This is a genomic window from Clostridium hydrogenum (assembly GCF_021432385.1).
Taxonomy (GTDB): Bacteria; Bacillota; Clostridia; order Clostridiales; family Clostridiaceae; genus Clostridium_S; species Clostridium_S hydrogenum.
Genome location: NZ_JAEACT010000005.1, coordinates 220001 through 246126, shown reverse-complemented (window position 1 = coordinate 246126; position 26126 = coordinate 220001). Strand labels below are relative to the sequence as shown.

Sequence of the window (26126 nt, the reverse complement as noted above, 5' to 3'; positions counted from 1 at the left end):
CTTTGTCTCATCTTGTCAACTACTTTTTTTATTTTTTTCGTTTTTCAAGATTTAATGTGATTTGTTGTCGTTTAGTGACAACGTTAAATATGATAACATACTTTTATACGCTGTTTTTACTATTTCCCTTTAAATATTAAAATTATCATACTTTTTTTATAATTTACTCCACTTATCTTCGTTTTACTTATAACGATACTTCTGGAAAAGTTTATTGTGATTTATCAGTTAATCAACTACTAATTAGCATTAAACCAAAGTACAAAGTATAAAGTACAGAGTACAAAGAAGGATGATTTTCTTCCGCTTTGCTACAGAAAATCTTAAAACTTATTTTTTGGTTGCTTACGCAATCACTTTATTACTGTTATCAGTGAAGCCGACAACAGTTAAGTTTAAGATTTACCTGACGTAAGGAAAGGTAAATCATCCTTCATTGTACTCTGTACTCTGATTTAGTTGGTTAGAAACATTTAAAAATGCGTTTAAACAATTTTTTAGCGCACCAGCTCTATTTCAGCTAACCATTAAGTAATTTTGTTGTTTCAATTATTTTTTGTTTTGCCCAATTATATATATCACGTTCCTTGTATTTCCTATAATCGCATTCTAAAACACAAATTAAAAACAAATATAAATCATACCATCTTACGCGTAAGCTTTGTGTTTCAGTTAATTTTAAGATTCCATAGCCTCTATAAAAGTTTTCACTATAATTATATGATCTAAATCCAACTTCCATAAGCTCATCAGCCCAAAGGCATCTTTCAAAATCAATTAGTCCTGTAATTTTTCCATTTTGGACAAAAACATTACCTGCCCATAAATCCCAATGAACAAGTTTAGGAATTTTAACTTCTTCAAATATATTCTTATTTTCGTGTAGTAACTTTTTTATACTATCATATTCTACTCCAATATCAATATTTAAAGTTTTTGCATCATTGATAGCATCATTTACAATACTAAAGAATACTTCATACCAGTTAGTTCCCTGCTTATTAGGTTGAGCATAATATCCAAACTTTTTCCCACTTATGCCATTAATCTTTCTATTAAGTTTTCCTAATTCATAATCAATATGAGTTTTACTTTCTTTTTCAAGCTTGTCTGAAATAGAATTTAAGCTCTCACCAGGAATTTTAGACATAAAAAAGTAGTCCGATTCACATATATTATGACTATTATCATAATAAATCACATCGGCAATTGGTATGTCTGTTTTTCTTTTTAGCATATTCATAACATCAGTTTCAGTAAACATTATGTTTTTTTCATGTGTCATAATTAAAGTACCTCTAGCTGATGAAACCTTTAATACAACTTCATCTTTATTTTCTAACTCTATTAAATACGCTGCATTAAAAAAACCTTCTTTTAGTTCCTGTATCTTTACTGCTTTTACTCCATTAAATGCTTTTTCTACCATCTTATTTATTATTATGCTTGACTGATTATTTTTTGTAGCACTATCCATTATCATATCCCCTAAACTTCATAAATTTACCTTATAAAATATAATTTTAACTTAACTAACAAAAATTATATATTACAAACTAACTTTATTAAAGCTCTTTATAAATGCATATTGTTTTTTCGTATAAATGAACAAAATCTTCTACTTTATTTATACTTTTTATGTTACAACAGTATATATCATTTTTTCTTTTGCATATGTTTTAAATAAGTGTTGATTTTCTAACTTATTTAAAACATATCTTCCTTATAGTATGCTTAGCTATTTTTAAAAGAATACTGATGTGATGTGTTGCTTTTATGAGCAATTCTTAGAGTCCATTAATTTCATAATCTCATATCAACATTCTTTTAAGACATAGCCTTTCTTTTTTATTTTTGATTTTTTATTACACCTATTCTCTTCTGCATAATAATAAGCTTTACCGTATCCATAACTAGACTTAATTTTAACCTTAGTTAATACACTGCCTATTATATTTGCCTTAGAATCTTCAAGTAGTTCTTTAGCCTTTAACATAGCACTCTTATCCGTCTGTTCTGCAGCTACTACAAGCAAAACTCCATCTACCTCCGATGCTATAATCTGTGCATCTGTCACAGCTATTACCGGAGGAGTATCTAAAATAACACAATCATATAGTTCCTTACATTCTTGTATAAAATTTTTTAGTTTATTTGAAGATATCATTTCTGCCGGATTTGGAGGTATTGTACCACAAGGAATTACATGTAAGTTATCGGAATATTTTACAACAGTATCTTCAAAATTAACTTCTCCTATAAGATAATCTGATAAACCGTTTTTATTTGATATTGAAAATTTCTTATGAATTGAAGGTTTCCTTAAATCGCAATCCAACAAAATAACTTTTTTACCGATTTGAGCCATGGCAAAAGCTAAGTTCCCAGCTGTTGTACTTTTTCCTTCTGATGGTCCAGCACTTGTTATAAGTATACTTTTAATTTCGTTGTCAAAAGTTGAAAATTGTATATTAGTTCTAAGAGTTCTATATGCTTCCGATACATGAGACTTTGGTTTACTTTCTACTATAAAAACCGACATCATTTTCCTCCTATAACTTCATATCTGGCTGATCTGGTATTATGCCTATGACTGGAATTTGTAAATACCTGCTTACATCATCTTCAGACTTTACTGTGTTGTCCATATATTCTAGTATAAAGGCTATAACAATAGAAATAAAAAGTCCTAAAGCAAATGCTATTATTATATTAAAAATCTTTTTTGGCTTTATTGGTTCTTTAGGCACCTCTGCTTCATCCATAACGGAAAGCTTCACTCCTGAAGATGGAAATATGTCCGTTGACTTGTCTATAAAAGAATTGGTTATAGCATTTGCTATTTTGTAAGCATCACTTGCACTATCGCTAGTTATATTAATTTGAAGAATTTGAGTTCCCTCTTGTGAAGTAACTTTTATAGCCTTTTTTAACTGTTCTTCACTTAGTTTTACATCAAGTGTAGAAATAGCTTCATCTAATACAGGTTTTGAAGTAACTATTTCAGTATAAGTTTTAATCAAATTTTGATACATTATAATATCATTATTATCAAGTTTTTCATTTTCAGATTGGCTTTCAGGCCTTCCTACAATAATGCTTGTCTCTGATTGATATGTAGGCTTAATTACAAAAAAACTTAATACTCCTGATAAAGTAGCAGCTAAAATACTTATTATACATATAAGCTTTTTTCTTCTTGAAATAATGCGAAAAATTTCTTTCAATTCTAAAGTTCCTTCTTGCTCTTCCAATAAGTCCCCTCCCCAATTAACATATTATTCCATATATGTAATAATATTATACTCGTTTCTAATCACATAAGCAATATCAAAAAATGCGAAGTAAGTGTAATTAAGGATGGTTCATATAAACCTTTAATATCCTAAATTACACTTACTTCGCATTAATTTTAAATTGATTTATTTCTACTTTATTTCTACTTTGTATTTATCCTTAAGTTGATCAACATACCAGCTGTATTTCATACTTTGTCTTTCTTCCATAAGTCTTTGCCTTATCATATCTTTTACAGTTTCAAATGGTCTTGGTGATGCTGGAATTTTATTTTCAACTTTAATTATGTGATATCCAAATTGTGTCTTTACAGGTTCTCCAACTTCCCCAATTTCTTGTTCAAATGCTACTTTTTCAAATTCTGGAACCATTTGTCCCTTTGCAAAAGCACCAAGGTCTCCGCCTCTTTCTTTTGATGGGCAACTTGAATATTCTTTAGCTGCATCTTCAAAAGTTTTTCCAGCTTCTATTTCCTTTTTTATCTTTAAAGCTTCTTCTTCAGTATTTACTAATATATGTTTAGCACTTACTTTTTCAGGATCTTCAAATATGCTTTTATTTGCTTCATAATATCTTTCAACTTCTGATTCTGCTACGGCAACTTCACCAAAAATTTTGCTTATTGCCATCTGTGTTAATATTTGCTTTTTCGCATTTTCTATTTGTTCTTTATAAAAAGTTTCTTCCATAAGACCAGATTCCATTGCATCAGTATAAATAAGCTCAAAAGCTACTACTTCATCTAAAAGTCTTTTTTTACCCTCTTCACCAACAAAGTATTTCTTTCTATCCTCTGGAAATCTTTTTGCAATTTCATCAAGTTCTTTTTCTGTTACTTCTCTGCCATTTACTAGCGCCAAAACCTTATCTTCCATTTGATTACTCCTTATAAAATAAAATTTAAATTAATATTCTTTATAGATATACCAGTTCAAGTTTCATAGTGGTATATCTTTAATAATACCATTAACTTAAATTTTTATCTACATATATTTACTAGTCCATGTTTTAAATAAGTGTTGATTTTCACACTCATTTAAACATAGGCACTTATTTACATTTAAAATACAAATATCCTACAAATTATTTATGTTTTTTGAAGAAATTTATTTTTTCTTATAGTATAATGAATAATTATAAGCTATTCTAAATATATAAACAACAATTATAAAAAGGGTGGTTAAACATGAATAATCTAGTAGTTACAAAATTTGGTGGTAGTTCACTGGCTGACTCAAATCAATTTAAAAAAGTAAAGTCAATAATTACTTCCGATAAGAGTAGGAAATACATAATACCTTCTGCTCCTGGCAAAAGAAACAGCAAAGACTATAAAATTACAGATCTTTTATACCTTTGCCATACACACGTACAAAATGGAATACCTTTTGACGATGTATTTAAACTTATTTGCCAAAGATACATAGAAATAGTAAACGAACTAAACGTAGCTATAGACATAAATTCATATCTTGAAAAGGTAAGAACAGATATAGAAAATGGGGCTTCAAGTGATTATGCCGCAAGTAGAGGGGAATACTTAAACGGCAGAATACTTGCAAAATATCTAGATGCTGAATTTATCGATGCTGCTGATATCATCTTCTTCGATGAATCTGGAAATTTAAATGAAGAAAAAACTTACTCAAATATAAAAGAGAAAGTTTTAAAATGTGATAAAGCAGTTATACCTGGCTTTTATGGTTCAGGTGCTGATGGAAATGTAAAAACCTTCTCAAGGGGTGGTTCTGATGTAACAGGATCAATAATTTCCGCTGGTGTTGCAGCTGATTTATATGAAAATTGGACAGATGTATCAGGTTTCCTAATGGCTGATCCAAGAATAGTTGAAAATCCTAAGACTATAGAAAAAATTACGTATAAAGAACTTAGAGAGCTTTCTTACATGGGTGCCACAGTTCTCCATGAAGAAGCTATATTTCCTGTTAGAGATGCTGGAATACCAATAAATATTAAAAACACAAATAAACCAGAGGATGCTGGAACTTTAATTGTAAGTGATACTTCGGAGGCTACTCGTTTTGGTACAATAACAGGTATTGCAGGTAAAAAAGATTTTACTGTAATAGCAATAGAAAAAGCTCTTTTAAATTCCGAAATTGGTTTCTGCAGAAGGCTTCTTTCTATACTTGAAATGTATGGTATTTCTTTTGAAAACATGCCTTCTGGCGTTGACTCTGTCTCTCTTGTTATAGAAGATTCTCAGTTAAAGAATAAATGTTCTAAAGTTATAGATGAGATTAAAAGACAATGTAGCCCTGATTCTATAGAAATACATCCTAACATGGCTCTTGTTGCTACAGTTGGACGTGGCATGGCAAAAAGCACAGGAATAGCTTCAAAAATATTCTCTGCACTTTCAAGTGAAAATGTAAATATAAGAATGATAGATCAAGGTTCTAGTGAAATAAATGTAACAGTTGGAGTTGAAAATGCCGATTTTGAAAAGGCTGTAAAAGGGATTTATAAAGTTTTTAATTAGCACTACAATAATAATGACCAAACTGAATTTGAATCATAGTAGAGAGTAAAGAGCAGAGAGTAGAGTGATGGTTGATTTTTCTCCGCTATCGCTACGAAAAATCTGAAAACTTATTTTTTATTGCTGCGCAATTGATCTATGTATGGCGCTCAGCGAAGCTGACAGCATTAAGTTCAAGATTTACCTAAGCAAAGCGAAAGGTAAATCATCATTCACTGTACTCTGTCATCTGTACTCTGCTTTTCAAATTGTGCTTTGTCAGAATAACCTTGATATTTATAATTTCGATTTTTCAAGCAGCATATCCCTAATCCTGCATTGTTCATTTATTTAACCTTGCATCACTGTAAAGTCTTTTTTCCCATAAAAAAATCAACAATAAATACTATTGCAGCTATAACTAAAAGCCAGTGTATAAACATACCTCCTATTCTAAATATGATTCCTAAAATCCAGAAAAACAAAACTACTGCGCCTATCCATTTAAGAATGTTCAAATTAATTCCACCTTTCGCTAATTTATACTTTTTTCTAACACTTAGCATGTGCATTTTAATTTTTCTTATTCTTGAAATTTTATGATATTATGGCTCCTACAACTAATAAAAAAAGCGTCATAAAATTTATGGCGCTTTTCAACTTTACATATTACTTATCGTCTTTTTCCTGTTAAGAAGTCATATATAAAAACTGCAACTGCTGCTACTAATAGCCAATGTATTAAAAATCCACTCATTCTAAATACAAGTCCTAAAACCCAAAAAAACACTATAACTCCACCTATAACTCTAAGCGCTTTCATTTTAAGTACCTCCTTTTTTTATCCAAAAGTTAATATGCTATTATTATAAATATAAAGTCAATAAATTTCTATGGGGAAAATAACAATTATGAGCATAAATTTTAAGTTATATAAATTTTATGCTTATTTTATTTTTATTTAAGTGTTGTTTAAGTTTTAATTATTATAATAACAATTAAATAATAAGCACATGGAGGCTAATAACTAAAATGAAAAGATCAAATATAAAAAAATTAATGTCAATTTTTATAGCTGCAAGTATTTCAATTATTGCTCTTACTGGATGTAGTTCTAATAAAACATCTTCTACATCTTCAGCAACAGCGTCTAGTAATGGACATGCCTATAATAAAGGAAATAGAAACTTTAACCCATCAGCTATGAAAACAAGATATGAAACTGTACTTAAAGAATTAGTTGCTGATAAAACAATAACTCAAGACCAATCAGATAAAATTCTAGCTGAAGTAACACAAAACATGAATAAACCAAGACAACAAAACAGCAATCAAAATAGTCAAAACAGTAATCATGCAAATGGTGGTAATAGAAAAAATCAATTAAGTTCACTAGTATCTAGCGGTGTAATTACTCAAGCACAAGCTGATACTATCAACCAAAAATTAAGAGATGCTATGAAAAATTCTCAAAGCAATCAAACTTCTAATCCTTAATAGGAATGCTTTACTGTCACACCAAATTATTTTCTAACAACTTACTAAGGATATTTTATCATGAATTGTTAACTTAAATAATCCATGATAAAATATCCTTAGTAAGGGGTGTTGTCTATGAAATTATCAAAATTAAAAATTGAAAATAATTCATACTTTAAACTTCAAGACATAAAAACAGACTGTACTTATGAAATTAATTCCAAAGAAGAAGCTAAGGTACAGCTTGAAAATAACATTAAAAAAATGGTAGAACTTCAAGATAAACTTTACGCCCAAGGGAAATATGGAATTTTAATTATTTTCCAAGCCATGGATACAGCAGGAAAAGATGGTGCTATAAAACACGTAATGTCTGGACTCAATCCACAGGGCACAAAGGTTTTTAGTTTTAAGCAACCTACTAGTGAAGATTTAAAACATGATTACTTAAGAAAAGCTTCTGTACATTTACCAGAAAGAGGACAAATTCAAATTTTTAACCGTTCTTACTACGAAGAAGTTCTAGTTGTAAGATTACATAAGCTTTTAAAAAATGAAAATATACCTGATGAACTTATTACGGATGATATTTGGGACAAAAGATATGACGAAATAAATAATTTTGAAAAATATTTGTTTAATAACGGTATAATTCCCATTAAAATATTCCTACATATATCTAAGGATGAGCAAAAAAGAAGACTACTAGCTAGAATAGACGACAAATCAAAAAATTGGAAATTCTCAGATGCTGATATAAAAGAACGTCAATATTGGGATGAATATCAAAAATACTATGAAGAAACTATATCGAAAACAGCTAGTAAAGATGCGCCCTGGTACGTTATCCCAAGTGATAAAAAATGGTTTGCTAGGCTTGCAGTATCAGAAATCGTTATAAATACTTTAGATAAATTAAATCTGCAATATCCTTCTTTAAGTGAAGAACAATTAAAAAACTTAGAGAAATGTAAAGAACAATTACTTAATGAAATATAGTAAGCTTTTTCTTGCTTACTATATCTCCACATAACATAAAATACTTTAATTAATCTTTAACCGCATAAAGCACTTTTACTGGAGGAAACATTAAATATTGATTTTTAGTAATTTCTTTAATAGTAAATCCGCTTTGTTTTAAAATGCTACCATATTCATCAACATTTGCAAGGTCTAATATAGCTATTTTACCATTTTCTTTTGTTACCCTAGCTATTTCTTTTATGGCCTTTTTTCTTTCCTCCCTATCACTTATATTATGAATAGCCAAACTTGATATAATTACATCAAAATACTTATCTTCAAATGGCATTTTTCTCATATCTGCATTTACTATTTCAAGCTTATTTTCTATACCTTCTATGCGTGCATTTTTCAATAGTTCATCCTTACTATTCCTAGATTGATCTTTTGAACTCCATATATCTATTCCATATGCCTTTCCAGCTCTTAACTTTTGTGCAATCCCATTAATCATTAAACCTCTTCCACATCCTACATCAAGAATGTTTTCTTCACCATCGATACCCAATTTACTTATAATCCTATCTCTTAAGATATACTTACCAATCTTACTGCTAAAAATCATACCCATTCCACTAAAAATAAACCAAAAACTAATGATAAAAAATAAAACTTTTAAAAAAATATTTCCTATAAAAATAGCTAGTGCACTTAAAATTATACCTACGACTAAAAAACAAATTATACACAATGGAGCATCTAAACCGTAATTTCCTCTCTTCATAAAAACACCTTCTAATAATTAATATAGTACGAAATTAGTACTACTTTGATTATAGTACTACTTTCGTATTATATTGTCAATAGTACTTTTTTTATATCTTTACTAGAAAATTAAAGATTCATATGGATTAAACCACATGAATCTTTTCTAAAAAAATTCCTTCATATTATTGGCTATTTTATCTGTAAGCCTTATAAATGTTTCCTTTTCCTCTTCTGTATCCAAAGAATTAATAATAAAATTAAATATTTCTTCCTCATACTTTTCATGCTGCTCTTGAATTTTCATTCCCTCTTCAGTAAGTTTTAAACCAAAAGAACGTCTATCACGTTTTGAAATCACCCTTATTAAATAATTCTTCTTCTCCAATCTATCTATCATACTAGTCATTGAGCTTTTAGGAACGTCTATTTCATCACATATTTCTCTAATTATTATATCAGGGTTATTGTAAATTAGTGATATTATACTTATTTCTATATGCGATAACTGCTTCAATTCTTTAAATTTCTCACTAACTTGATTACCATATGAAAATTTAAGAACTTTGTGCCATACCTTGCTAAACGAATCTACATACTTCTTACTATTATCCATAGCTCCTCCAATATTTATATGTTTTTTCATCTTATTACCATACGCATATTATATTATGTTTAGTATTATACTTCACTGGAACTGTACTTATCAATAATTTTCTCTCACATGTCATTGTTTCAATTGATAACTTATGGTATAATCTTTGTAAATTTTAATAATTGTTTAAAGATGTGCAAATATTATTAACAATAAACTTCATAATATATAAAAATTGTAACAAATACTTCATTTTGATTTTTTTACAAACAAGGAGGGTTTACTTTGATTTATTTTTCTCTAGGCTTGTTAATGGGTATAATCATATGCATTATTGTATTTAGCTTAATACTTCAACAAAGTAAAAAAGCTACTTCTAACTATTTATCTAAATTATTAGATGACAACTACTACTTTTCAATAAATGATAAACATGCTAATTCCCATTTAAAGTTAATTGATTCTCTTAGGAAAAAACTACTTAAAGAAAATTTTAAATTTCAAGTACTATTTAGTAAAATCTCATCAGTAACAGATGATTTATCATTAACGATAGAAAACACATCTTCTTCTACTGAATTACTTTACAAAGATGCTAAAAATCTTTCGGCTATAAATAATATAAGTTATGAAAAAGTTAATACTACACTTGATAAAATAAAAGAAATTTTATCTTTATTTGAAAATGTAAAAATTACTTCTGAAAACATATCTGCTGCTTCTGATAAATCCCAACAAACTATTATGAGTGGCTTAAATGAAATAATGCAAATTGTCACTACTATCAAGGAAATTAAAGCATCTACAGATAAAACAGTTGACGGTATTAATGAGTTAAAACAAATTTCCACGGAAATAAACTCTATACTCAATACAGTTAACGCTATTGCAAACGAAACACGTATGCTTTCTTTAAATGCTTCAATTGAGGCTGCCCGTGCTGGAGAAGCTGGTAAGGGTTTTAGTGTTGTTGCTTCCGAGATAGGTAAACTTGCAGACAATAGTACGGAATCTGTTTCTGAAATATCTAAGCTAGTAGAAAAAATTCAAGCTCAAGTTGATATAGTTGTAAATGCTGCCATTCCAAATAAAGAAAATGTGGAGAAGAGTGTAACTTACTCTAAAAACATAGAGAAGGTTTTAAATGAAATAAAGTATTCTGTTGATGATATTTTAACTTGTGTAAGTGAAATATTAGGTGCAACGGAAAGGGAATCCAAGTCAATTGAAACCGTAAGTTCTGAATTTAATAATATACATGCTAGTTTCGATGATATAAGTTCAAATGTAACTAATATGTATAGCTCTGTTGAAATTCAAAATGAAAATATTAAAGATTTAATAAAAATGAAAAATTTCTTAACTAATACTTCAACTTCTTTAAGCTCTTTTTCTAAAAAAATTGAAGACGATGTAATAAAACTTAATACTAAAGAAGTAAAAAACAAATGTAATGAAACTATAAATCTAATAAAAACTAATTTACTTAACGATAATAAGCTTACTTCTTTGGATGAAAATACCCACAAACAGATACTTCTTGAATTTTCAAATAAGCATTCACTTATAGAAGCAATATGGACAAACAATGCCAAGGGTAAATTTATTTATTCAAACCCACCAAATGGTATAGCTAATGCTAATGTGAGACAGTGGTTTAAGGAAAGTATACACGGTAAAGATTACATTTCAAATGTTTATATATCTTCTATAACCTCTAACCCATGTGTTACTGTATCAATGCCAATATTAGATTCAAACAATGAAATTATAGGAGTTATAGGCGCGGATTTAAAAATAACTGTATAACCCAAAATTGGAGAGACTAAACCGCCTCTCTCCAATAAAATTAACCCTTAACAAACAAAACAATTATAGGCACCACGGTTCCAACTATAGCTATAATAATTGTCCCAACACTTCCAAGCTTATTGTTTTCATTCTTCCATAGGTGAACTCCATATGTTATTGTATAATATCCTACAGCTATAATGAATAAAGAAAGTAAATAATTCATATGCTACACATCCCTTAATCCTTACCGTTATCTGAAAAAATATGAAAGCGACCTGTTCTAAGTCCTGTTCTTCTAATCTCTACTTTTACATTAACATTAACTTTTGCTTCTGGATAATGTTTAAGCCAGTTATAATCCTCCCATTTTTGTATTGTTGGAAAATATGTTACAAATTCTTCTCCAAATTGAAAAACATCTGATTTAAAATCTTTTTGAGTTTTTTCTATGGTTTTATCCATAAGTTTTTTTATGTATACTTCTATCTGATGATTTAAGTTTTGCATTAAATCAAGCCTTTCATAACTTATTCTACTTTGGATTCCACCAATATCCCCTTCAAGATACAAGTCAACGTCAACATTCGGCTTATCGTCTTTAAAACTAGCCTTTATCTTAGTTTTACGTGCCAATTTTAATTCTATAGCTATAGCATTTTCTGGAGAAAGTTTGTCATCGATTGTAAATACTCCCTTATTAAATTTATTTGTAATCATAAGCAAACATCTTGTTTCCCAAGGGTTTAATGCTCCAACCATCTTATCTCCATCAAAAACTGCTGTTCCAACAAACTCCCTTTTAGCAATACCACTTCTCGGAAGTTCTCCCGGCAAATAATTTTCATTTATCATAAGTTGAGAACCATCATTATTGGCTTTATTAAATTTAAGTTTAGTTAAATCGTTTATTCCTGTATAAGCTGCATATGCCTGACCATATGACATGCTTAACTCTTTATAGAACTCATGTAACTTTGTTACCGGAAAAAAACCAGTAGTCTTAGACTGTACCTCCATTAATTCTATTGTTTTTGTAACACTATTACCTATATTCGCCTTGTTATCTTTTATAAAATCTACAGCTTTATTTTTTGTTATAATTACAGACATACTTCTTCTAAGTTCTCTAAATCTAGCTAAAGGTACAACATATTGTGCGATGCCCTTTCTTGCAAGTTCCTCCGAAATAACAAGCATTTTAACATGTTTAAGTGATACCTTTCTTGATATTGCCATATTAAAAAGATTTACACTTTGCAATACACTTGGTGACTCGATAGAATGCACATTAGCACCTAAACTGCTATTGGCTGAACTATTTGTACCGCTTACACCACCACCATCCCTATATGTTGGATATTGTATTGTCACTATAACTTTATTATTATTTCCTTTATCGAGCCCAATGCTTATTGCATAAACGTTATCATCAGTTTCGGAGGATTCAATGCATCCTGTAAAAGTAACCAATAATATTAAACATAATAATATACTTAGTATTCTCTTATACATTATTTTTTTCCGCCTTCTTTTTTAATATTATGGAAATTAATAATGTTAAAGCCGGAAACACAAGTGGCATTCCAAAACTATATTGACGTATAATACGCATGTTGATATCAATTACTTCTGAAAAGTTATTTGGAATTAATGATCCCATATATACTAAAAAGCAAAATGGTAGTATCAATCTTGTATGCTCTTTTATATTAAAGCCTTTACAATAAATAGTTACAGCCATATATAATGATAATGATGTATTAATTATTGAAACTAAAACCCATATAAAAAGAAATATAGCTTCTATCCTTTGAAAATATCTGTTGTAATATATAGTTGTTGATAATTGAAATATTCCAGATACATTTTCTCCTGCAAGCATATAACCAAAGGCGCTCACATAAAGAAACATAGTTATTGAAAAAAATACCCCTGTAATTATAAGACTTATTAAGCCTGCTTTTCTTAAATCCTTTAGATTATGTGATGACTTTACTATTACAGCCAGCGTCATAACTTCTTGATAAGCTGAACTTCTTAAAAACCCTATATATACAGTTTTACCTAGACCATAGCCCAAATACGGCTTAATGTAATTAAAATTATAATATGGAATAGCTAAAGCTAGTATTATAGAAGTTCCTATTAAAAGTAAATAAAATATTATATATGAAAGTCTAGATATATTCTCAATTCCCTTATAACAAATTAAAGCTGAAACTGCAATTAAACTTCCAATAATAATGCTTGAAGGAGTATCAGGCAAATTATAGCTTTTTATCATTTCAAGAAATTCTCTTGAATTTGAAGCACAATAAAATACCAAAAAAGCTGAATACAATATTGCTACTAACTTTCCTATAAATTTACCCCACACCCTCTCATAAACACTAAATATGTCTTCACCAGGGAACCTGCTTAAAAGAACACAAGTTAAATCAAAAAATATTATAGCTGTAATACACGATATAATAGTCATAAACCAAGCAAATGTGCCAACTTCTTTAACTGCAGAGGACGTACTGGTATATAAGATTTTCGCACATAATCCTGGAGTTGCCAATGTTACCATCTCAAATGTTCCAAACTTACCCTCTTTATTCATTTTTCTTATCCTCACATTGTTCAGTCCATTTTCTTGAGATTTTAGGCTGCTGTCTTACATTTAAAGGATTAAACTCATCTGGTCTAAACTCTTGCTTCCAAACGGGGTATCTGATAACCTTATCAAAGCTTTTTCTAACTTTAGGTGCATATGACGAGAAAAATGGTACCCCAAAAGATTTTATATCAAAACCTAAAGAGGCAACTACTACCAGCATTAGTGTTATGCCATAAAAGCCCAAAGAGTATCCTGCTAAAATAAATAATATTCTCAATAACCTTATTCCTAAAGCAAAAGAAAAGTCTGGTATAGCAAAGCTTCCAAGCCCAGTTGTTGCGATTATAATTATTATTACTGGACTTATTAAATCTGCTTGAACTGCCGCCTGACCTAATATTAATGCCCCAATTATGCCAATTGTATTTCCAAGCATGCCTGGCACTCTAATTCCTGCTTCACGTATAAGTTCAAATGATAATTCCATTAATAAAATTTCTATTATAGTGGGGAAAGGTACATTTTCTCTAGCCTTTGCAATAGCTATTAATATCTCTGTTGGTATCATTTCTTGATGAAAGTTTGTTGCTGCTATATATAAACCTGGCAAAAGCATAGCTACTAATATGGCATATACCCTTACAAATCTAATTAAAGTTCCATATTGCCATCTAACTGTAACATCTTCTGGAGAATGGAATATATCAATTACGGTTATAGGTGCAACCAAAACAAATGGCGAACCATCTACAACTATAGCAACTTTACCATCTAGCATATTCAGGCTTGCTTTGTCTGGTCTTTCTGTAGAAAGTATCGTCGGAACTAAATTCATTGGACTATCTTCAATAAATTGTTCAACCATACCCGAACTCTCTATTTCTGCTGTATCTATTCCATTTAATCTTCTTTTTACTTCAGTCACTATTGCAGGATTTATTAATCCATTGATATAACAAATGGCACAAAGCTTATTGCTTTGTTTACCTATTTTAATAAATTCCGTTGTAAAACCTTTATTTTTTATACTTCTTCTAAGTAAAGTTACATTTGTACGAAGATTTTCATTAAAGGCTTCTTGGGGTCCTCTTACTACCGCCTCAGTTTTGGGATTTTCAACTCCCCTTTTATCAAACCCTTTAGTTTCACTAAAAATATAAAAATCCCATCCATCAATGTATAATCCTGTATCTCCGTAAAGTATCTCATCTATAATCTTATTGGACTTTGTAACCTTTTGAACTTGATCAGTTTCAATTACATTTTCTAATATATATTCAAGCCTAACCTCTTCCCCTTTATTTGCACCCTTACTTTTTAAAAGCGGTCTTAAAATAAAGTTATTTATTGTATTCCTATCAGCCATACCATCAATATAAACTATAAAAGCTCTATACTTGCCCATGGCTTTAAATTCTCTAATTACAATATCCTTATTTGTAGGATAATTAAACTCATTTTTTAAATATTTTAGATTATCATCTATATTATCTGAAATATAATCTTCTTGCTCATTTTCATCAGCATGATACCCTTTTTCATTTACCTCAGGTATAAAAAATTCTTTTTTCTTGTCTGGTGTTTTATATGTAATTAGTGATAATAACTTTTTAAATATATTTGAATTCTTATCCATAAAATCACCTTAATCTTTTGTATTTATGTAATATCTTTCCCAATATTATAAAATTTTATGTAAAAAAAACGATGTAGTTCAACTCCACATCGTTTTTTAATTTAAGCCATATTTACTTTAAAGGTATTCTTCCACATAATTATTATAGCAATTAATGCAACCACAATATAAATCCATATGCCAAATGAAATTTTAGTAGCTAAGTAATGAATTAATCCTATAACAACCGTTATCCCCATAGATATAAAAGACTCACTCATACTATACTTAGTAGTAAAATCTTTAGAAAAAGGTAACTCTCTAGAGGTTATTTTAAACACAATTATGGTCAATAAAAGTAGGTTAATCATTATGGCAATAATGTCTGGAAGTATTTTTATTCCGCATAATGCCATAAATATCAAGCTTGTAACAAAGGTTATCGGAAATATAAGCCTAATAAAAAATGCTTTAAAAGTTCCTTTATACACATCTTCCATATCTTCTAAAGGAAGTACCCCGTAAATCCAGGCACCTTTAAATTTTTCACTTCTTCCCATATAAACTATACTAATTGAAGCACAAATCAAAGTATAATAAATTCCAAAATAATATTTCCCATTTGAAATCTTTGTTAAAAAATCTCCACTACTACCCATGGTGAAATTAAATACAAAGACAAATGGCAATATTGCCCCAAAAGCTAAATAAGGATATGCTGTTAATTTTAATTTTCGTTCACTTGAAATCATATTAATAGCAAATCTAAAGAAATTTCTCTGCGTTCTATTAGGACAAATTACACTTAAAATTTTATTCTTTAATTTACTCCTCTTACCTGATTTTTTACTTCCATTATCAAAATTTATGAGTTTAGTAAGATTCTTTTCAAAATATGAAGCAATAAATTTTGTATAAACAATAAAAACAGCTATAGGCAATATAATTCCAATTACGGCTAGCACAATATATCCTGTTTCATATTGTCCATCAACAATAATATGAAAAATAGCTGAAAACCATGCACTAGGTAAAAAATATGTCCATACACTTAAATGAAAATCCTTCCCCATTGAAGCGACATTCATGATTCTTCCCATAAGCTGATATAATACTAAAATAATAATGGCAAAAGCTATTTGAAGATAATTTATTACATCCTTTAATCTTTCTCCATCAAACAAAGTGAGTATAATAAAATAAACTATTGATGTGATAAATAAAATAAATCCTAACATCAATATATTATCAACTAAAAATGCAATTAAATATATTGGTCCATATTTCATAGTTCCAAATACCATTGCAAAAATAGAAATAGCAAATGTAGTCTTTATAAGATAATAAGCTATATGTATTATCTTTGCAGTATTTAAGGTTTTTGAACTAATAGGTCTTGGCGATAATATACTTTTATCTTTAACATCCAAGAGTACATCAGAAAAATCAGCTACAAGCGACGTCATTACCATAAATAAAATCATTGCCGTTATAACATTCATCTTGATAAAAATAGGTATATTTTCAAATATAATAATGGATGACATTAATCCAATAAAACCAAATATTATCAATGAATAATCAAAACTTTCTTTACCTGTATCTTTTTTTGTTTGTTGAAATAGGTTGCTAGGTCTCCTCTTATCTAATGTAAGTTTAATTTGAATAATCCTTCTCATAACTTTATAGTCAATTCCTCTTTTATTGAAGAAGCCACTAAACTTATCTAGAAATTTCAAAAGCAAAAATTCCTTCAAAGCTTACACCTCCTCAATTGTAGAAACGAACTCTTCAGCTAACTCATTATACGTATTAAAGCCTGTAAGTTGATTAAATATTTGCTCAAGTGAACCTTCTTTTGATTTTTCTTTAAGCTCATTAAAACTTCCATCAGCCGCAATATCACCGTTATTTATAAGCACAATCCTAGTACTTATCTTTTCAACTACATCCATTATATGCGATGAGTAAAATATAGTCTTACCTTGGTTTGCAAGCTCCGCTAATATTTCCTTAAATATCATTACACTGTTTGCATCTAAACCACTTAATGGTTCGTCCAAAAATAGAATATCTGGGTTGTGTATAAGACTAGCAATTATGAGTACCTTTTGCTTCATCCCCTTTGAAAAAGAAGATATTCTTGAATTATATGATTTTTCTATTTGAAATAGATTCATAAGCTTTTGCGCTTTTTGATCTGCTTTATCATAATCTAATCCATAAATTTCTCCCATAAAAGTTAAATACTCTTTAGCAGTTAAATTATCATATATATCTGGCACTTCTGGTATGTACCCTATTCTCTTTTTATATTCTATACCACTTTCTTTAATATCTTTACCAAATATTTTAATCTCACCACTATATTTAGGAACCAATCCAAGTATAGTTTTTACTGTAGTACTTTTACCTGCACCATTTGTTCCGATATATCCTATTATCTGACCCCTATAAACTTCTAGATTTATACCCTTTAAAACTTCATGCTGACCATAGCTTACTCTCAAATCTTTTATTGAAATTATAGGTTCATTATTTGTTTCCATAACTTATTCCCCCCCAATAAACGCTTTGTACATATTTTACCAATAAATATCAAACTTGTCTATCTAAAGATATACCATTCCAACTACCAAAATCCCCAGAAGACGGCATTTTGATACAAATTAATTTTGAAGTTTCAAGTGGTATATCTGTATAAGTATATACTTTAACTAAAAAAAACGTGTTATAATATACTTATTATTTTAACTAGGAGAGAATTTTATGATAAAATACGTTCAAATTGCAAACGATATCCGAAATAAAATACTTAATGGTGAGTTTGAGGCTAATAATAAACTGCCGTTTGAAAAAGACCTATGCAGTACATATTCTGCTAGTAAAATGACTGTAAAAAAAGCTCTAGATACTCTTGTAAACGAAGGTTTAATTGTAAAGAGAAGAGGTTCAGGGACTTTTGTAAAAGATATGAGTTCTAAAGATATTGCTCACCTTTCAATTGCCAACCAATTTAGAGGACTTACAGCAATAAATACTTCTAGTAAAGTTTCGAGTGACCTTCTAACTTTTGAGGTTATTCCAAGTAATAGAAAAATAGAAGAAAGTTTAAATCTAGATCATGAGGAGTTCGTTTATAAGATTATAAGAGTCAGATATATAGATGACATTCCTACAGTAATTGAACATACTTATATGCCTATTAATTTAATCACTGGACTTACTAAAAATCATTGTCTATCTTCTATCTATGAGTATATAGAACAAGAATTAAAGCTAAAAATACAAAGTGCTAATAGGACTATAAGTGTAAGAAAATGCACATCTGAAGAGCAAAAGTACCTAAACCTTTTAGATGGTGATCCTGTTGCCATAGCAGAGCAAGTTGGTTTTTTAGAAAATGGAAAAGCCTTTGAATATTCAACAGCAATTCACTCTTATAAATCCTTTGCCTTTAAAACAGTAATATTCCGCTAAAATATTCAACATTCATAACTAATATACATTGCAAACTAAAGTGTAGTACAAAATCAAATAACCTTTGGAAGGTGTAGAAAAATGATGTTAGTGAATGGCGGCTCAAAATCCTAAATAGAATTAATAAAACTAAGCGGCAAATTTTTTAAAGCTTAAGAGCTTTCGATAACTCGCAAAAAGATGCTCAGACAATCTAAAGCTCTAAAGCTTAAAAAAATTTCCCACTAAGTTTTATACAATTTTATTTTAGAAATTTTTTCACCACTATTCCCTAACATCATTTTTTTCCTACACCTACCAAAGGTTATTTAATTAATCCACTACATCTTTGCTTCACAATATATAATTATTTTCTAACAACTTAATACAGTGATTTTAATGATTTCAATAATAAATATTGTTTCTGTAATATACCAAAATTCCGTAGGCACGGAGGAATTTTTTCCTTAAACCACTGTAATTGAGAAGTAAGAGCGTTTTGGAAAAATTTAAATAGCATGTTATAAATCTTAGAGGAATATTCTCAAAAGACTTAGAACTTTCAATTTGTTTGAACGCTAGTGAGTTATTGAAAGTTCTTAGGATTTTGAAAATATTCCTCTTAGATTTATTCATGCTATTTAATGTTCCAGAATGCTCTTACTTCTCAATAATTTTAAAATCCGTTATTTTCAGCAACTTCCTTAAACCAATATCCTGATTCTTTTATAGTCTTTTCTTGATTTTCTAAGTTTAATGAAATAAATCCGTACCTATTTTTATATGCATTGCTCCATGACCAACAATCTATTGGTGTCCACATGTGGTATCCAAAACAATTACTACCTTCTTCAATACCTTTATGAAGACATTCTAAATGCTCTCTCACAAAATCAATTCTATATTTATCTTCTATCATACCATCTTTATTTCTGAATTTTTCTTCGCCTTCAACACCCATGCCATTTTCAGATATATACCATGGAATGTTGTTGTAGTTTTCTTTTATATTAATTGCTATATCATATATAGCTTTAGGGTATATCTCCCATCCCCTGTATGGATTCATTCTTCTGCCTGGCATAATATAATTATCAAAATATTTTTCTGGCATCCAACCCTTTGATTCATCAAATTCATCATCTCTTGCTTTAATTCTTCTTGGTTGATAATAGTTTATTCCCAAGAAATCCACAGTGTTTTCATCCATTAATTTTAATTCTTCATCAGTTGATTCCCATAACATTTTATCCCTTGATAGAACTTCAACTAATTCTTCTGGGAATTTTCCTTTAACTGCTGTATCCAAGAACATTCTATTAAAGAATATATCCGCAAAATTTGCTGCTTGAACATCCTTCTTATCTTCTGATCTTGCATATGATGGGGTCAAATTCAATACAATTCCAATTCTTGCTCCATTTTTATCAAAGCCACCATCTTTAAATGCTTTAATTGCCTTAGCAGATGATAAATTTATGTTATAAGCAGCTTGAAGAGCCTTTTTAGCATCTACAAGTTTAGGATAGTGAAATTGGTATAAATACTGACCTTCTACAACAACCATAGGTTCATTAAAAGTCGTCCAATTTTTTATTCTATCACTGAATAATTCAAAACACTTTTTAGCATACAAGGCAAAAAGATCTGATACATGTTTTGACTCCCATCCACCATATTTTTCGTAAAGCTCATATGGTAAATCAAAATGACTTAAAGTTATAACCGGTGTAAGGCCTAGTTTTAATGCTTCATTAATAAGATCATTGTAAAATCTAAAACCATCTTCATCAATCGTTGCTGTTTCAAAATCATCTATGAGTCTTGTCCATTGAATTGATGTTCTAAAGGAATTAAAACCTATACTTTTTAACATAGCTAAATCTTCTTTATAGCTATTATAAAAGTTTGATGTAACTGCTGGCCCTATCTTATCAAAAAAAGCATCTGGCTCTACATCATACCAGTAATCAAATACACTTCTATGTTTTTTATTAAAAGTTCCTTCTGCCTGAGGTCCCGATGTTGCAGCTCCCCATAAGAAATTTTTGGGAAATTCGTACTTCATATAATCATCCTCCACCTTATGTAATCGATTTTCTATAAATTAATTATATATATTTTAAACTAAAATGTCTATACTTTTAATCTATAATATTATATTAATTTAGGCAAAAATATAACGCTTGTATTATTATACAAGCGTTATATTTATTTCGATGCAATTTCAATGATCTTTGTAATGCCCTCGTCATCAAACTTATCTATTATTATATCTGCCTTACTTAAATCTTGATTTCCAGAATTTAAATTTCTAAACCCAACACATTTCATTCCTGCTTCTTTAGCACCTATTGTGCCATTCGCTGAGTCTTCCACAACTGTACAGTCACTGGCATCCGCATTAACCTTTTCTGCTGCTTTTAAAAATATATCTGGATTAGGCTTTCCCCTTTTAACATCTTGTCCACTTACAATATATTCAAAATAATTTATAAGCTTAACTTTATTTAAAATAACTTCTATATTACTTCTTGGAGATGACGATGCCATAACTATTCTAAATCCAGCATCCTTAAGTGAAGAAAGAAGCCTACTTATTCCATCTATGGGTTTTATAACAACCTCATTGCTTGATAAATGCTCATACTTCTTTTTTCTAGATAACTCCACAAGCTCATTGACATCTTGCTTAAGCTGACACTTATTTTTTATAGTTGTCCATATAATTTCAGCTCCTTTTCCAACAAAGCTATACTGTTCTTCAAGTGTTATATCAGCACCCAATTCTTTATATAATTCACCGTTTAACTTTCTATATAATGGTTCTGTATCTACTATAACTCCATCCATATCAAATATAACTACTTTCGTCATAAAGTCTCCCCCTCTATTCATCATCTTCCGGAGCATTATGTTCAATGCTAACAATTACTATAGAATTTTCTTTGGAAAGTTCTATAATCGAATCAACTTTCCCTTTATCATCACTATAAACTACCTTTACATCTGGTCTAAGTGGCATTTCAGAATATACAGTTACTACTACACATATATCTCCATTGCTTAATTTAATAAGAGTTCCTTCTGGATAAGGTATTACAACCTTAGAAAAGGCTTGCACTATCTTATAATCAAACTGTGTACCTCCATTTGCCATTATATATTCTAATACCTCATTCGGAGGCAAGGCCTTTCTATATACCCTATCAGATGTCATAGCGTCATAGACATCTGCTACAGCAACAATTTTAGAAAGTATACTTATTCTTTCACCTTCCCTGCCCTCTGGATATCCTTGCCCACCAATTCTTTCATGATGTTGAAGTGTAACTATTCTAGCAGGTACTGATACATCATAGCTTCCTTTAAGATAATCATACCCTAACTTAGGATGTTCTTCTATTATCTTACGTTCAGCCTCTGTTAATTCTCCTTCTTTATTTAATATTTCACTTGATATAAAAACTTTTCCTACGTCGTGAAGAAGAGCCCCAACACATAAATCAAAAAGTTCATATTTATGAAATTTAAGTTTAATTCCTATAATAAGCGATATAACTGCAACATTAACAGAATGCTGATATGTATAATCATCAAAACTCTTTATGTCTACTAATCCTATCATTATATTTTTCTTTGATACTATTTCATCTATAAGCTCACTAGCTACATAATATATTGATTGGAATTCCTTTTCACTTTCTTTATAGTCACTTTTTCTACTGTTAATGTTTTCAAGTTTATAAAATACATCTCTTATTTGCTTTATAGACTTTTGCCTTATTTCAGGTTTTATAACATCTTCTATAATAACATCGCTATATTTATCATTTATGTAAAGAGTATAAATATGTAGAGCTTCTATTTTTTCTAATACAGGCTTTTTTAACTCTGCCCCTTCTTTTAAAAGAACTCTTCCTTCACCGTCGTATATGTTTTTTGCTAAAACGCTTCCTTCCTTTACACTTTTTATGGGAACTAATCGCATAACTTTAACACCCCGTAATTCTTATTAGTTATTATTTATTATACTACACTATAGATATAAAATACATACTTGTTAATTCAAAAGTATCGCTCTATATAATTATAAAATTTAGTGTCACTATTTTAATGTGCACATATTATATTATTAGGAGGCGATAATGATGAGCAAAAAATGTTGTAAGCGCATGGAGAACATTAGAAGAGTATTAAAAAGATACAAACACAGAAGAGTTACATTACTTCTTCAACAATGTAGAAAACTAGAAGATGTAAAAATAAAAAAGGTATGCAGAGATGTAGTTTTAGTAAAACATCATGGTGAATGCATGTATATAAGAATTTGCTGCATTTGTGCTGTTACCCCAAAATGCGAATGCGAATGCAAGTGCCACCATCACCATGAACACCATTGCTGTGATAAATGTGATAAATGTGATGACTGCCATGAAGATTTCTGCTAGATAAAATAATAAATAACCATTAGATTAAAATAAGAGCTGTTATCTGACACTTCAGTTAACAGCTCCATACCTTTGTTGTATATTTGGTGGCTTATCGGGGAGTCGAACCCCGGACACCATGATTAAAAGTCATGTGCTCTACCAACTGAGCTAATAAACCAAATTACCCGGCAACGACCTACTCTCACACAGAGCTGCCCCTGCACTACCATTGGCGCGTTGGCTCTTAACCTTCGTGTTCGGAATGGGAACGGGTGTTACAACCAAGCAATTATCACCGGATATATTTTTATGATTGACTTCATCAGTCAATTTTTTTGAAAGTATTTTGTACTTTCAAAATTGCATAGTAATTTATATTGGTCAAGCCCTCGACCTATTAGTATTAGTCAGCTAAAAATGTTACCATCCTTACACCTCTAACCTATCAACCTGATGTTCTTTCAGGGGTCTTACTAACTTATGTTATGGGAAATCTTATCTTGAGGGGGGCTTCACGCTTAGATGCTTTCAGCGTTTATCCCTTCCCGACATAGCTACTCAGCCGTGCCGCTGGCGCGACAACTGATACACCAGAGGTCAGTCCATCCCGGTCCTCTCGTACTAAGGACAGCTCCTCTCAAATTTCCTACGCCCGCGACGGATAGGGACCGAACTGTCTCACGACGTTCTGAACCCAGCTCGCGTGCCGCTTTAATGGGCGAACAGCCCAACCCTTGGGACCTACTTCAGCCCCAGGATGCGACGAGCCGACATCGAGGTGCCAAACCTCCCCGTCGATGTGGACTCTTGGGGGAGATCAGCCTGTTATCCCCGAGGTAGCTTTTATCCGTTGAGCGATGACCCTCCCACGAGGTGTCACCGGATCACTAAGCCCGACTTTCGTCCCTGCTCCACTTGTTTGTGTCGCAGTCAGGCTCCCTTCTGCCTTTGCACTCTTCGCGCGATTTCCAACCGCGCTGAGGGAACCTTTGGGCGCCTCCGTTACTCTTTCGGAGGCGACCGCCCCAGTCAAACTGCCCATCTAGCTATGTCCCGTGGCCAGCTTCATGGCCTCCGGTTAGAATCTCAATACTGTCAGGGTGGTATCCCAAGGATGGCTCCATAGTCCCTGACGAAACTATTTCCTAGCCTCCCACCTATCCTGTACAGACAATATCGAAACTCAATGCTAAACTACAGTAAAGCTCTACGGGGTCTTTCCGTCCAATCGCGGGTAGCAAGCATCTTCACTTGCACTACAATTTCGCCGGATTTGCTGTTGAGACAGTGCCCAAATCATTACGCCATTCGTGCGGGTCGGAACTTACCCGACAAGGAATTTCGCTACCTTAGGACCGTTATAGTTACGGCCGCCGTTTACTGGGGCTTAAGTTCATGCCTTCGCTTGCGCTAAGCATTCCCCTTAACCTTCCAGCACCGGGCAGGCGTCAGCTCCTATACATCAGCTTTCGCTTTAGCAGAAACCTGTGTTTTTGATAAACAGTTGCTTGGGCCTATTCTCTGCGGCCTACTCTCGTAGGCACCCCTTATCCCGAAGTTACGGGGTCAATTTGCCGAGTTCCTTAACAGCAATTCTTCCGATGGTCTTAGGATTCTCTCCTCATCTACCTGTGTCGGTTTGCGGTACGGGCACCAAACTCCTCGATAGAGACTTTTCTTGGCAGCATGAAATCAGATACTTCGCAAATAAATTTGCTTCCCCGTAACACCCTAGACTTAAGAATACACGGATTTGCCTATGTATTCATCCTCAGTGCTTAGACACACATCCAATAGTGTGCACATCCTATCCTTCTGCGTCATCCCATTTCTGATAACGTTGTTTGGTGGTATCGGAATATCAACCGATTGTACATCGCCTACGCCTTTCGGCCTCGGCTTAGGTCCCGACTTACCCTGAGCGGACGAACCTTCCTCAGGAAACCTTAGATTTTCGACCACTAAGATTCTCACTTAGTTCTCGCTACTTATGCCAGCATACTCTCTCCTGTACAGTCCACCGCTCCTTTCGGTACGACTTCTGCCCATACAGGATGCTCCTCTACCACTCGTACATAGTACGAGTCCACAGCTTCGGTGTTAGATTTTAGCCCCGGACATTTTCGGCGCAGGATCTCTTGACTAGTGAGCTATTACGCACTCTTTTAATGTATGGCTGCTTCTGAGCCAACATCCTAGTTGTCTTAGAAATCCCACATCCTTTACCACTTAATCTACACTTGGGGACCTTAGCTGGTGGTCTGGGCTGTTTCCCTTTTGACTACGGATCTTATCATTCGCAGTCTGACTGCCGTGCTAATAGTATCTGGCATTCGGAGTTTGATAGAGTTCAGTAACTGTTGTCAGCCCCTACCTCATTCAGTGCTCTACCTCCAGTACTCATACACGACGCTAGCCCTAAAGCTATTTCGAGGAGAACCAGCTATATCCGAGTTCGATTGGAATTTCTCCCCTATCCACAGCTCATCCCATGGTTTTTCAACACCAATGTGGTTCGGGCCTCCACGGAATTTTACTTCCGCTTCACCCTGTCCATGGATAGGTCACCCGGTTTCGGGTCTACAGCATGCAACTAGTCGCCCTATTCAGACTCGGTTTCCCTTCGGCTCCGTACCTTAAGT

General features: G+C 31.4%; 23 protein-coding genes, 1 tRNA gene and 2 rRNA genes (1 of these 26 cut by a window edge). 6 read left to right on the top strand and 20 right to left on the bottom strand.

Features of this window, described 5'->3' with window-relative positions:
• Window positions 1-520: 520 nt before the first annotated feature.
• The 4 genes from CUEA01_RS24640 to CUEA01_RS24625 all read right to left on the bottom strand — a co-directional run bounded on the left by CUEA01_RS24640 (window position 521) and on the right by CUEA01_RS24625 (window position 4172).
• Window positions 521-1477 carry a phosphotransferase family protein gene (locus tag CUEA01_RS24640; RefSeq protein ID WP_234125160.1) on the bottom strand — a complete coding sequence of 319 codons (957 nt, stop codon included), beginning with the start codon at window positions 1475-1477 and terminating at the stop codon, window positions 521-523.
• Between the two features lie 339 nt (window positions 1478-1816).
• Entirely contained in the window at window positions 1817-2542 is a 726-nt protein-coding gene (locus tag CUEA01_RS24635) for a CpsD/CapB family tyrosine-protein kinase (protein ID WP_234125153.1), read from the bottom strand.
• A 10-nt stretch (window positions 2543-2552) separates the two neighbouring features.
• Window positions 2553-3254: a YveK family protein gene (locus CUEA01_RS24630; protein ID WP_234125151.1), complete on the bottom strand. Its 702-nt coding sequence runs from the start codon at window positions 3252-3254 to the stop codon at window positions 2553-2555.
• 174 nt (window positions 3255-3428) lie between these two features.
• Entirely contained in the window at window positions 3429-4172 is a 744-nt protein-coding gene (locus tag CUEA01_RS24625; RefSeq protein ID WP_234125148.1) for a peptidylprolyl isomerase, read from the bottom strand.
• Between the two features lie 311 nt (window positions 4173-4483).
• On the opposite strand from CUEA01_RS24625, the gene CUEA01_RS24620 reads away from it, so the two are divergent.
• Window positions 4484-5800 (top strand): aspartate kinase, encoded by a 1317-nt coding sequence (locus CUEA01_RS24620; RefSeq protein ID WP_234125146.1) that lies wholly within the window; start codon window positions 4484-4486, stop codon window positions 5798-5800.
• Between the two features lie 341 nt (window positions 5801-6141).
• Here CUEA01_RS24620 and CUEA01_RS24615 read toward each other — a convergent pair whose 3' ends face one another.
• Both CUEA01_RS24615 and CUEA01_RS24610 read right to left on the bottom strand, forming a co-directional pair.
• Window positions 6142-6297 (bottom strand): lmo0937 family membrane protein, encoded by a 156-nt coding sequence (locus CUEA01_RS24615; RefSeq protein ID WP_234125137.1) that lies wholly within the window; start codon window positions 6295-6297, stop codon window positions 6142-6144.
• Window positions 6298-6452: 155 nt separating this feature from the next.
• Window positions 6453-6602 (bottom strand): lmo0937 family membrane protein, encoded by a 150-nt coding sequence (locus CUEA01_RS24610; protein ID WP_234125133.1) that lies wholly within the window; start codon window positions 6600-6602, stop codon window positions 6453-6455.
• 209 nt (window positions 6603-6811) lie between these two features.
• On the opposite strand from CUEA01_RS24610, the gene CUEA01_RS24605 reads away from it, so the two are divergent.
• Together CUEA01_RS24605 and CUEA01_RS24600 are read left to right on the top strand one after the other, a co-directional pair.
• On the top strand, window positions 6812-7276 hold the full coding sequence (locus CUEA01_RS24605) for a hypothetical protein (protein WP_234125124.1): 465 nt from the start codon (window positions 6812-6814) through the stop codon (window positions 7274-7276).
• A 117-nt stretch (window positions 7277-7393) separates the two neighbouring features.
• Complete coding sequence (locus CUEA01_RS24600) at window positions 7394-8257, top strand: polyphosphate kinase 2 family protein (RefSeq protein WP_234125122.1); 864 nt, start codon at window positions 7394-7396, stop codon at window positions 8255-8257.
• Between the two features lie 49 nt (window positions 8258-8306).
• On the opposite strand, the gene CUEA01_RS24595 is transcribed toward CUEA01_RS24600, so the two are convergent.
• The gene (locus tag CUEA01_RS24595) at window positions 8307-9005 is read right to left on the bottom strand and encodes a class I SAM-dependent methyltransferase (protein ID WP_234125121.1); all 699 of its coding nucleotides are present in this window, start codon (window positions 9003-9005) and stop codon (window positions 8307-8309) included.
• Window positions 9006-9152: 147 nt separating this feature from the next.
• Window positions 9153-9602: a MarR family winged helix-turn-helix transcriptional regulator gene (locus CUEA01_RS24590; protein ID WP_234125120.1), complete on the bottom strand. Its 450-nt coding sequence runs from the start codon at window positions 9600-9602 to the stop codon at window positions 9153-9155.
• A gap of 264 nt (window positions 9603-9866) precedes the next feature.
• Between CUEA01_RS24590 and CUEA01_RS24585 the strand changes: the two genes are divergently transcribed.
• Window positions 9867-11390 carry a methyl-accepting chemotaxis protein gene (locus CUEA01_RS24585; protein ID WP_234125119.1) on the top strand — a complete coding sequence of 508 codons (1524 nt, stop codon included), beginning with the start codon at window positions 9867-9869 and terminating at the stop codon, window positions 11388-11390.
• 40 nt (window positions 11391-11430) lie between these two features.
• Here the strand turns inward: CUEA01_RS24585 and CUEA01_RS24580 are convergent, their stop codons facing one another.
• From CUEA01_RS24580 to CUEA01_RS24555, 6 genes are all read right to left on the bottom strand, one after another.
• Complete coding sequence (locus CUEA01_RS24580) at window positions 11431-11598, bottom strand: hypothetical protein (RefSeq protein WP_234125118.1); 168 nt, start codon at window positions 11596-11598, stop codon at window positions 11431-11433.
• 14 nt (window positions 11599-11612) lie between these two features.
• Window positions 11613-12887, bottom strand: a complete 1275-nt coding sequence (locus CUEA01_RS24575; protein WP_234125117.1) for a Ger(x)C family spore germination protein — start codon at window positions 12885-12887, stop codon at window positions 11613-11615.
• A complete protein-coding gene (locus tag CUEA01_RS24570) occupies window positions 12880-13980 on the bottom strand; it encodes a GerAB/ArcD/ProY family transporter (protein ID WP_234125116.1) in 1101 nt (366 codons plus the stop codon). Before CUEA01_RS24570 ends, CUEA01_RS24575 begins: the two co-directional genes overlap by 8 nt.
• Entirely contained in the window at window positions 13973-15613 is a 1641-nt protein-coding gene (locus tag CUEA01_RS24565) for a spore germination protein (protein ID WP_234125114.1), read from the bottom strand. Before CUEA01_RS24565 ends, CUEA01_RS24570 begins: the two co-directional genes overlap by 8 nt.
• Before the next feature lie 101 nt (window positions 15614-15714).
• On the bottom strand, window positions 15715-17349 hold the full coding sequence (locus tag CUEA01_RS24560) for a hypothetical protein (RefSeq protein WP_234125113.1): 1635 nt from the start codon (window positions 17347-17349) through the stop codon (window positions 15715-15717).
• A 3-nt stretch (window positions 17350-17352) separates the two neighbouring features.
• Entirely contained in the window at window positions 17353-18141 is a 789-nt protein-coding gene (locus CUEA01_RS24555; protein WP_234125112.1) for an ABC transporter ATP-binding protein, read from the bottom strand.
• A gap of 220 nt (window positions 18142-18361) precedes the next feature.
• Here CUEA01_RS24555 and CUEA01_RS24550 point away from each other — a divergent pair, with 220 nt between their 5' ends.
• Entirely contained in the window at window positions 18362-19072 is a 711-nt protein-coding gene (locus CUEA01_RS24550; protein ID WP_234125110.1) for a GntR family transcriptional regulator, read from the top strand.
• Window positions 19073-19727: 655 nt separating this feature from the next.
• On the opposite strand, the gene CUEA01_RS24545 is transcribed toward CUEA01_RS24550, so the two are convergent.
• The 3 genes from CUEA01_RS24545 to CUEA01_RS24535 all read right to left on the bottom strand — a co-directional run bounded on the left by CUEA01_RS24545 (window position 19728) and on the right by CUEA01_RS24535 (window position 23042).
• Window positions 19728-21119 carry a glycoside hydrolase family 1 protein gene (locus CUEA01_RS24545; RefSeq protein WP_234125108.1) on the bottom strand — a complete coding sequence of 464 codons (1392 nt, stop codon included), beginning with the start codon at window positions 21117-21119 and terminating at the stop codon, window positions 19728-19730.
• A 143-nt stretch (window positions 21120-21262) separates the two neighbouring features.
• A complete protein-coding gene (locus tag CUEA01_RS24540) occupies window positions 21263-21928 on the bottom strand; it encodes an HAD family hydrolase (protein ID WP_234125106.1) in 666 nt (221 codons plus the stop codon).
• Between the two features lie 13 nt (window positions 21929-21941).
• A complete protein-coding gene (locus CUEA01_RS24535; protein ID WP_234125104.1) occupies window positions 21942-23042 on the bottom strand; it encodes an HD-GYP domain-containing protein in 1101 nt (366 codons plus the stop codon).
• Between the two features lie 160 nt (window positions 23043-23202).
• Here CUEA01_RS24535 and CUEA01_RS24530 point away from each other — a divergent pair, with 160 nt between their 5' ends.
• Window positions 23203-23502 (top strand): hypothetical protein, encoded by a 300-nt coding sequence (locus CUEA01_RS24530; RefSeq protein ID WP_234125097.1) that lies wholly within the window; start codon window positions 23203-23205, stop codon window positions 23500-23502.
• An 84-nt stretch (window positions 23503-23586) separates the two neighbouring features.
• Here the strand turns inward: CUEA01_RS24530 and CUEA01_RS24525 are convergent.
• The 3 genes from CUEA01_RS24525 to CUEA01_RS24515 form a co-directional block, all read right to left on the bottom strand.
• Window positions 23587-23662 (bottom strand) — tRNA-Lys (locus tag CUEA01_RS24525).
• A 5-nt stretch (window positions 23663-23667) separates the two neighbouring features.
• Window positions 23668-23784, bottom strand: a 5S ribosomal RNA gene (gene rrf / locus CUEA01_RS24520).
• A gap of 77 nt (window positions 23785-23861) precedes the next feature.
• A 23S ribosomal RNA gene (locus tag CUEA01_RS24515) occupies window positions 23862-26126 on the bottom strand (it continues 642 nt past the right edge of the window).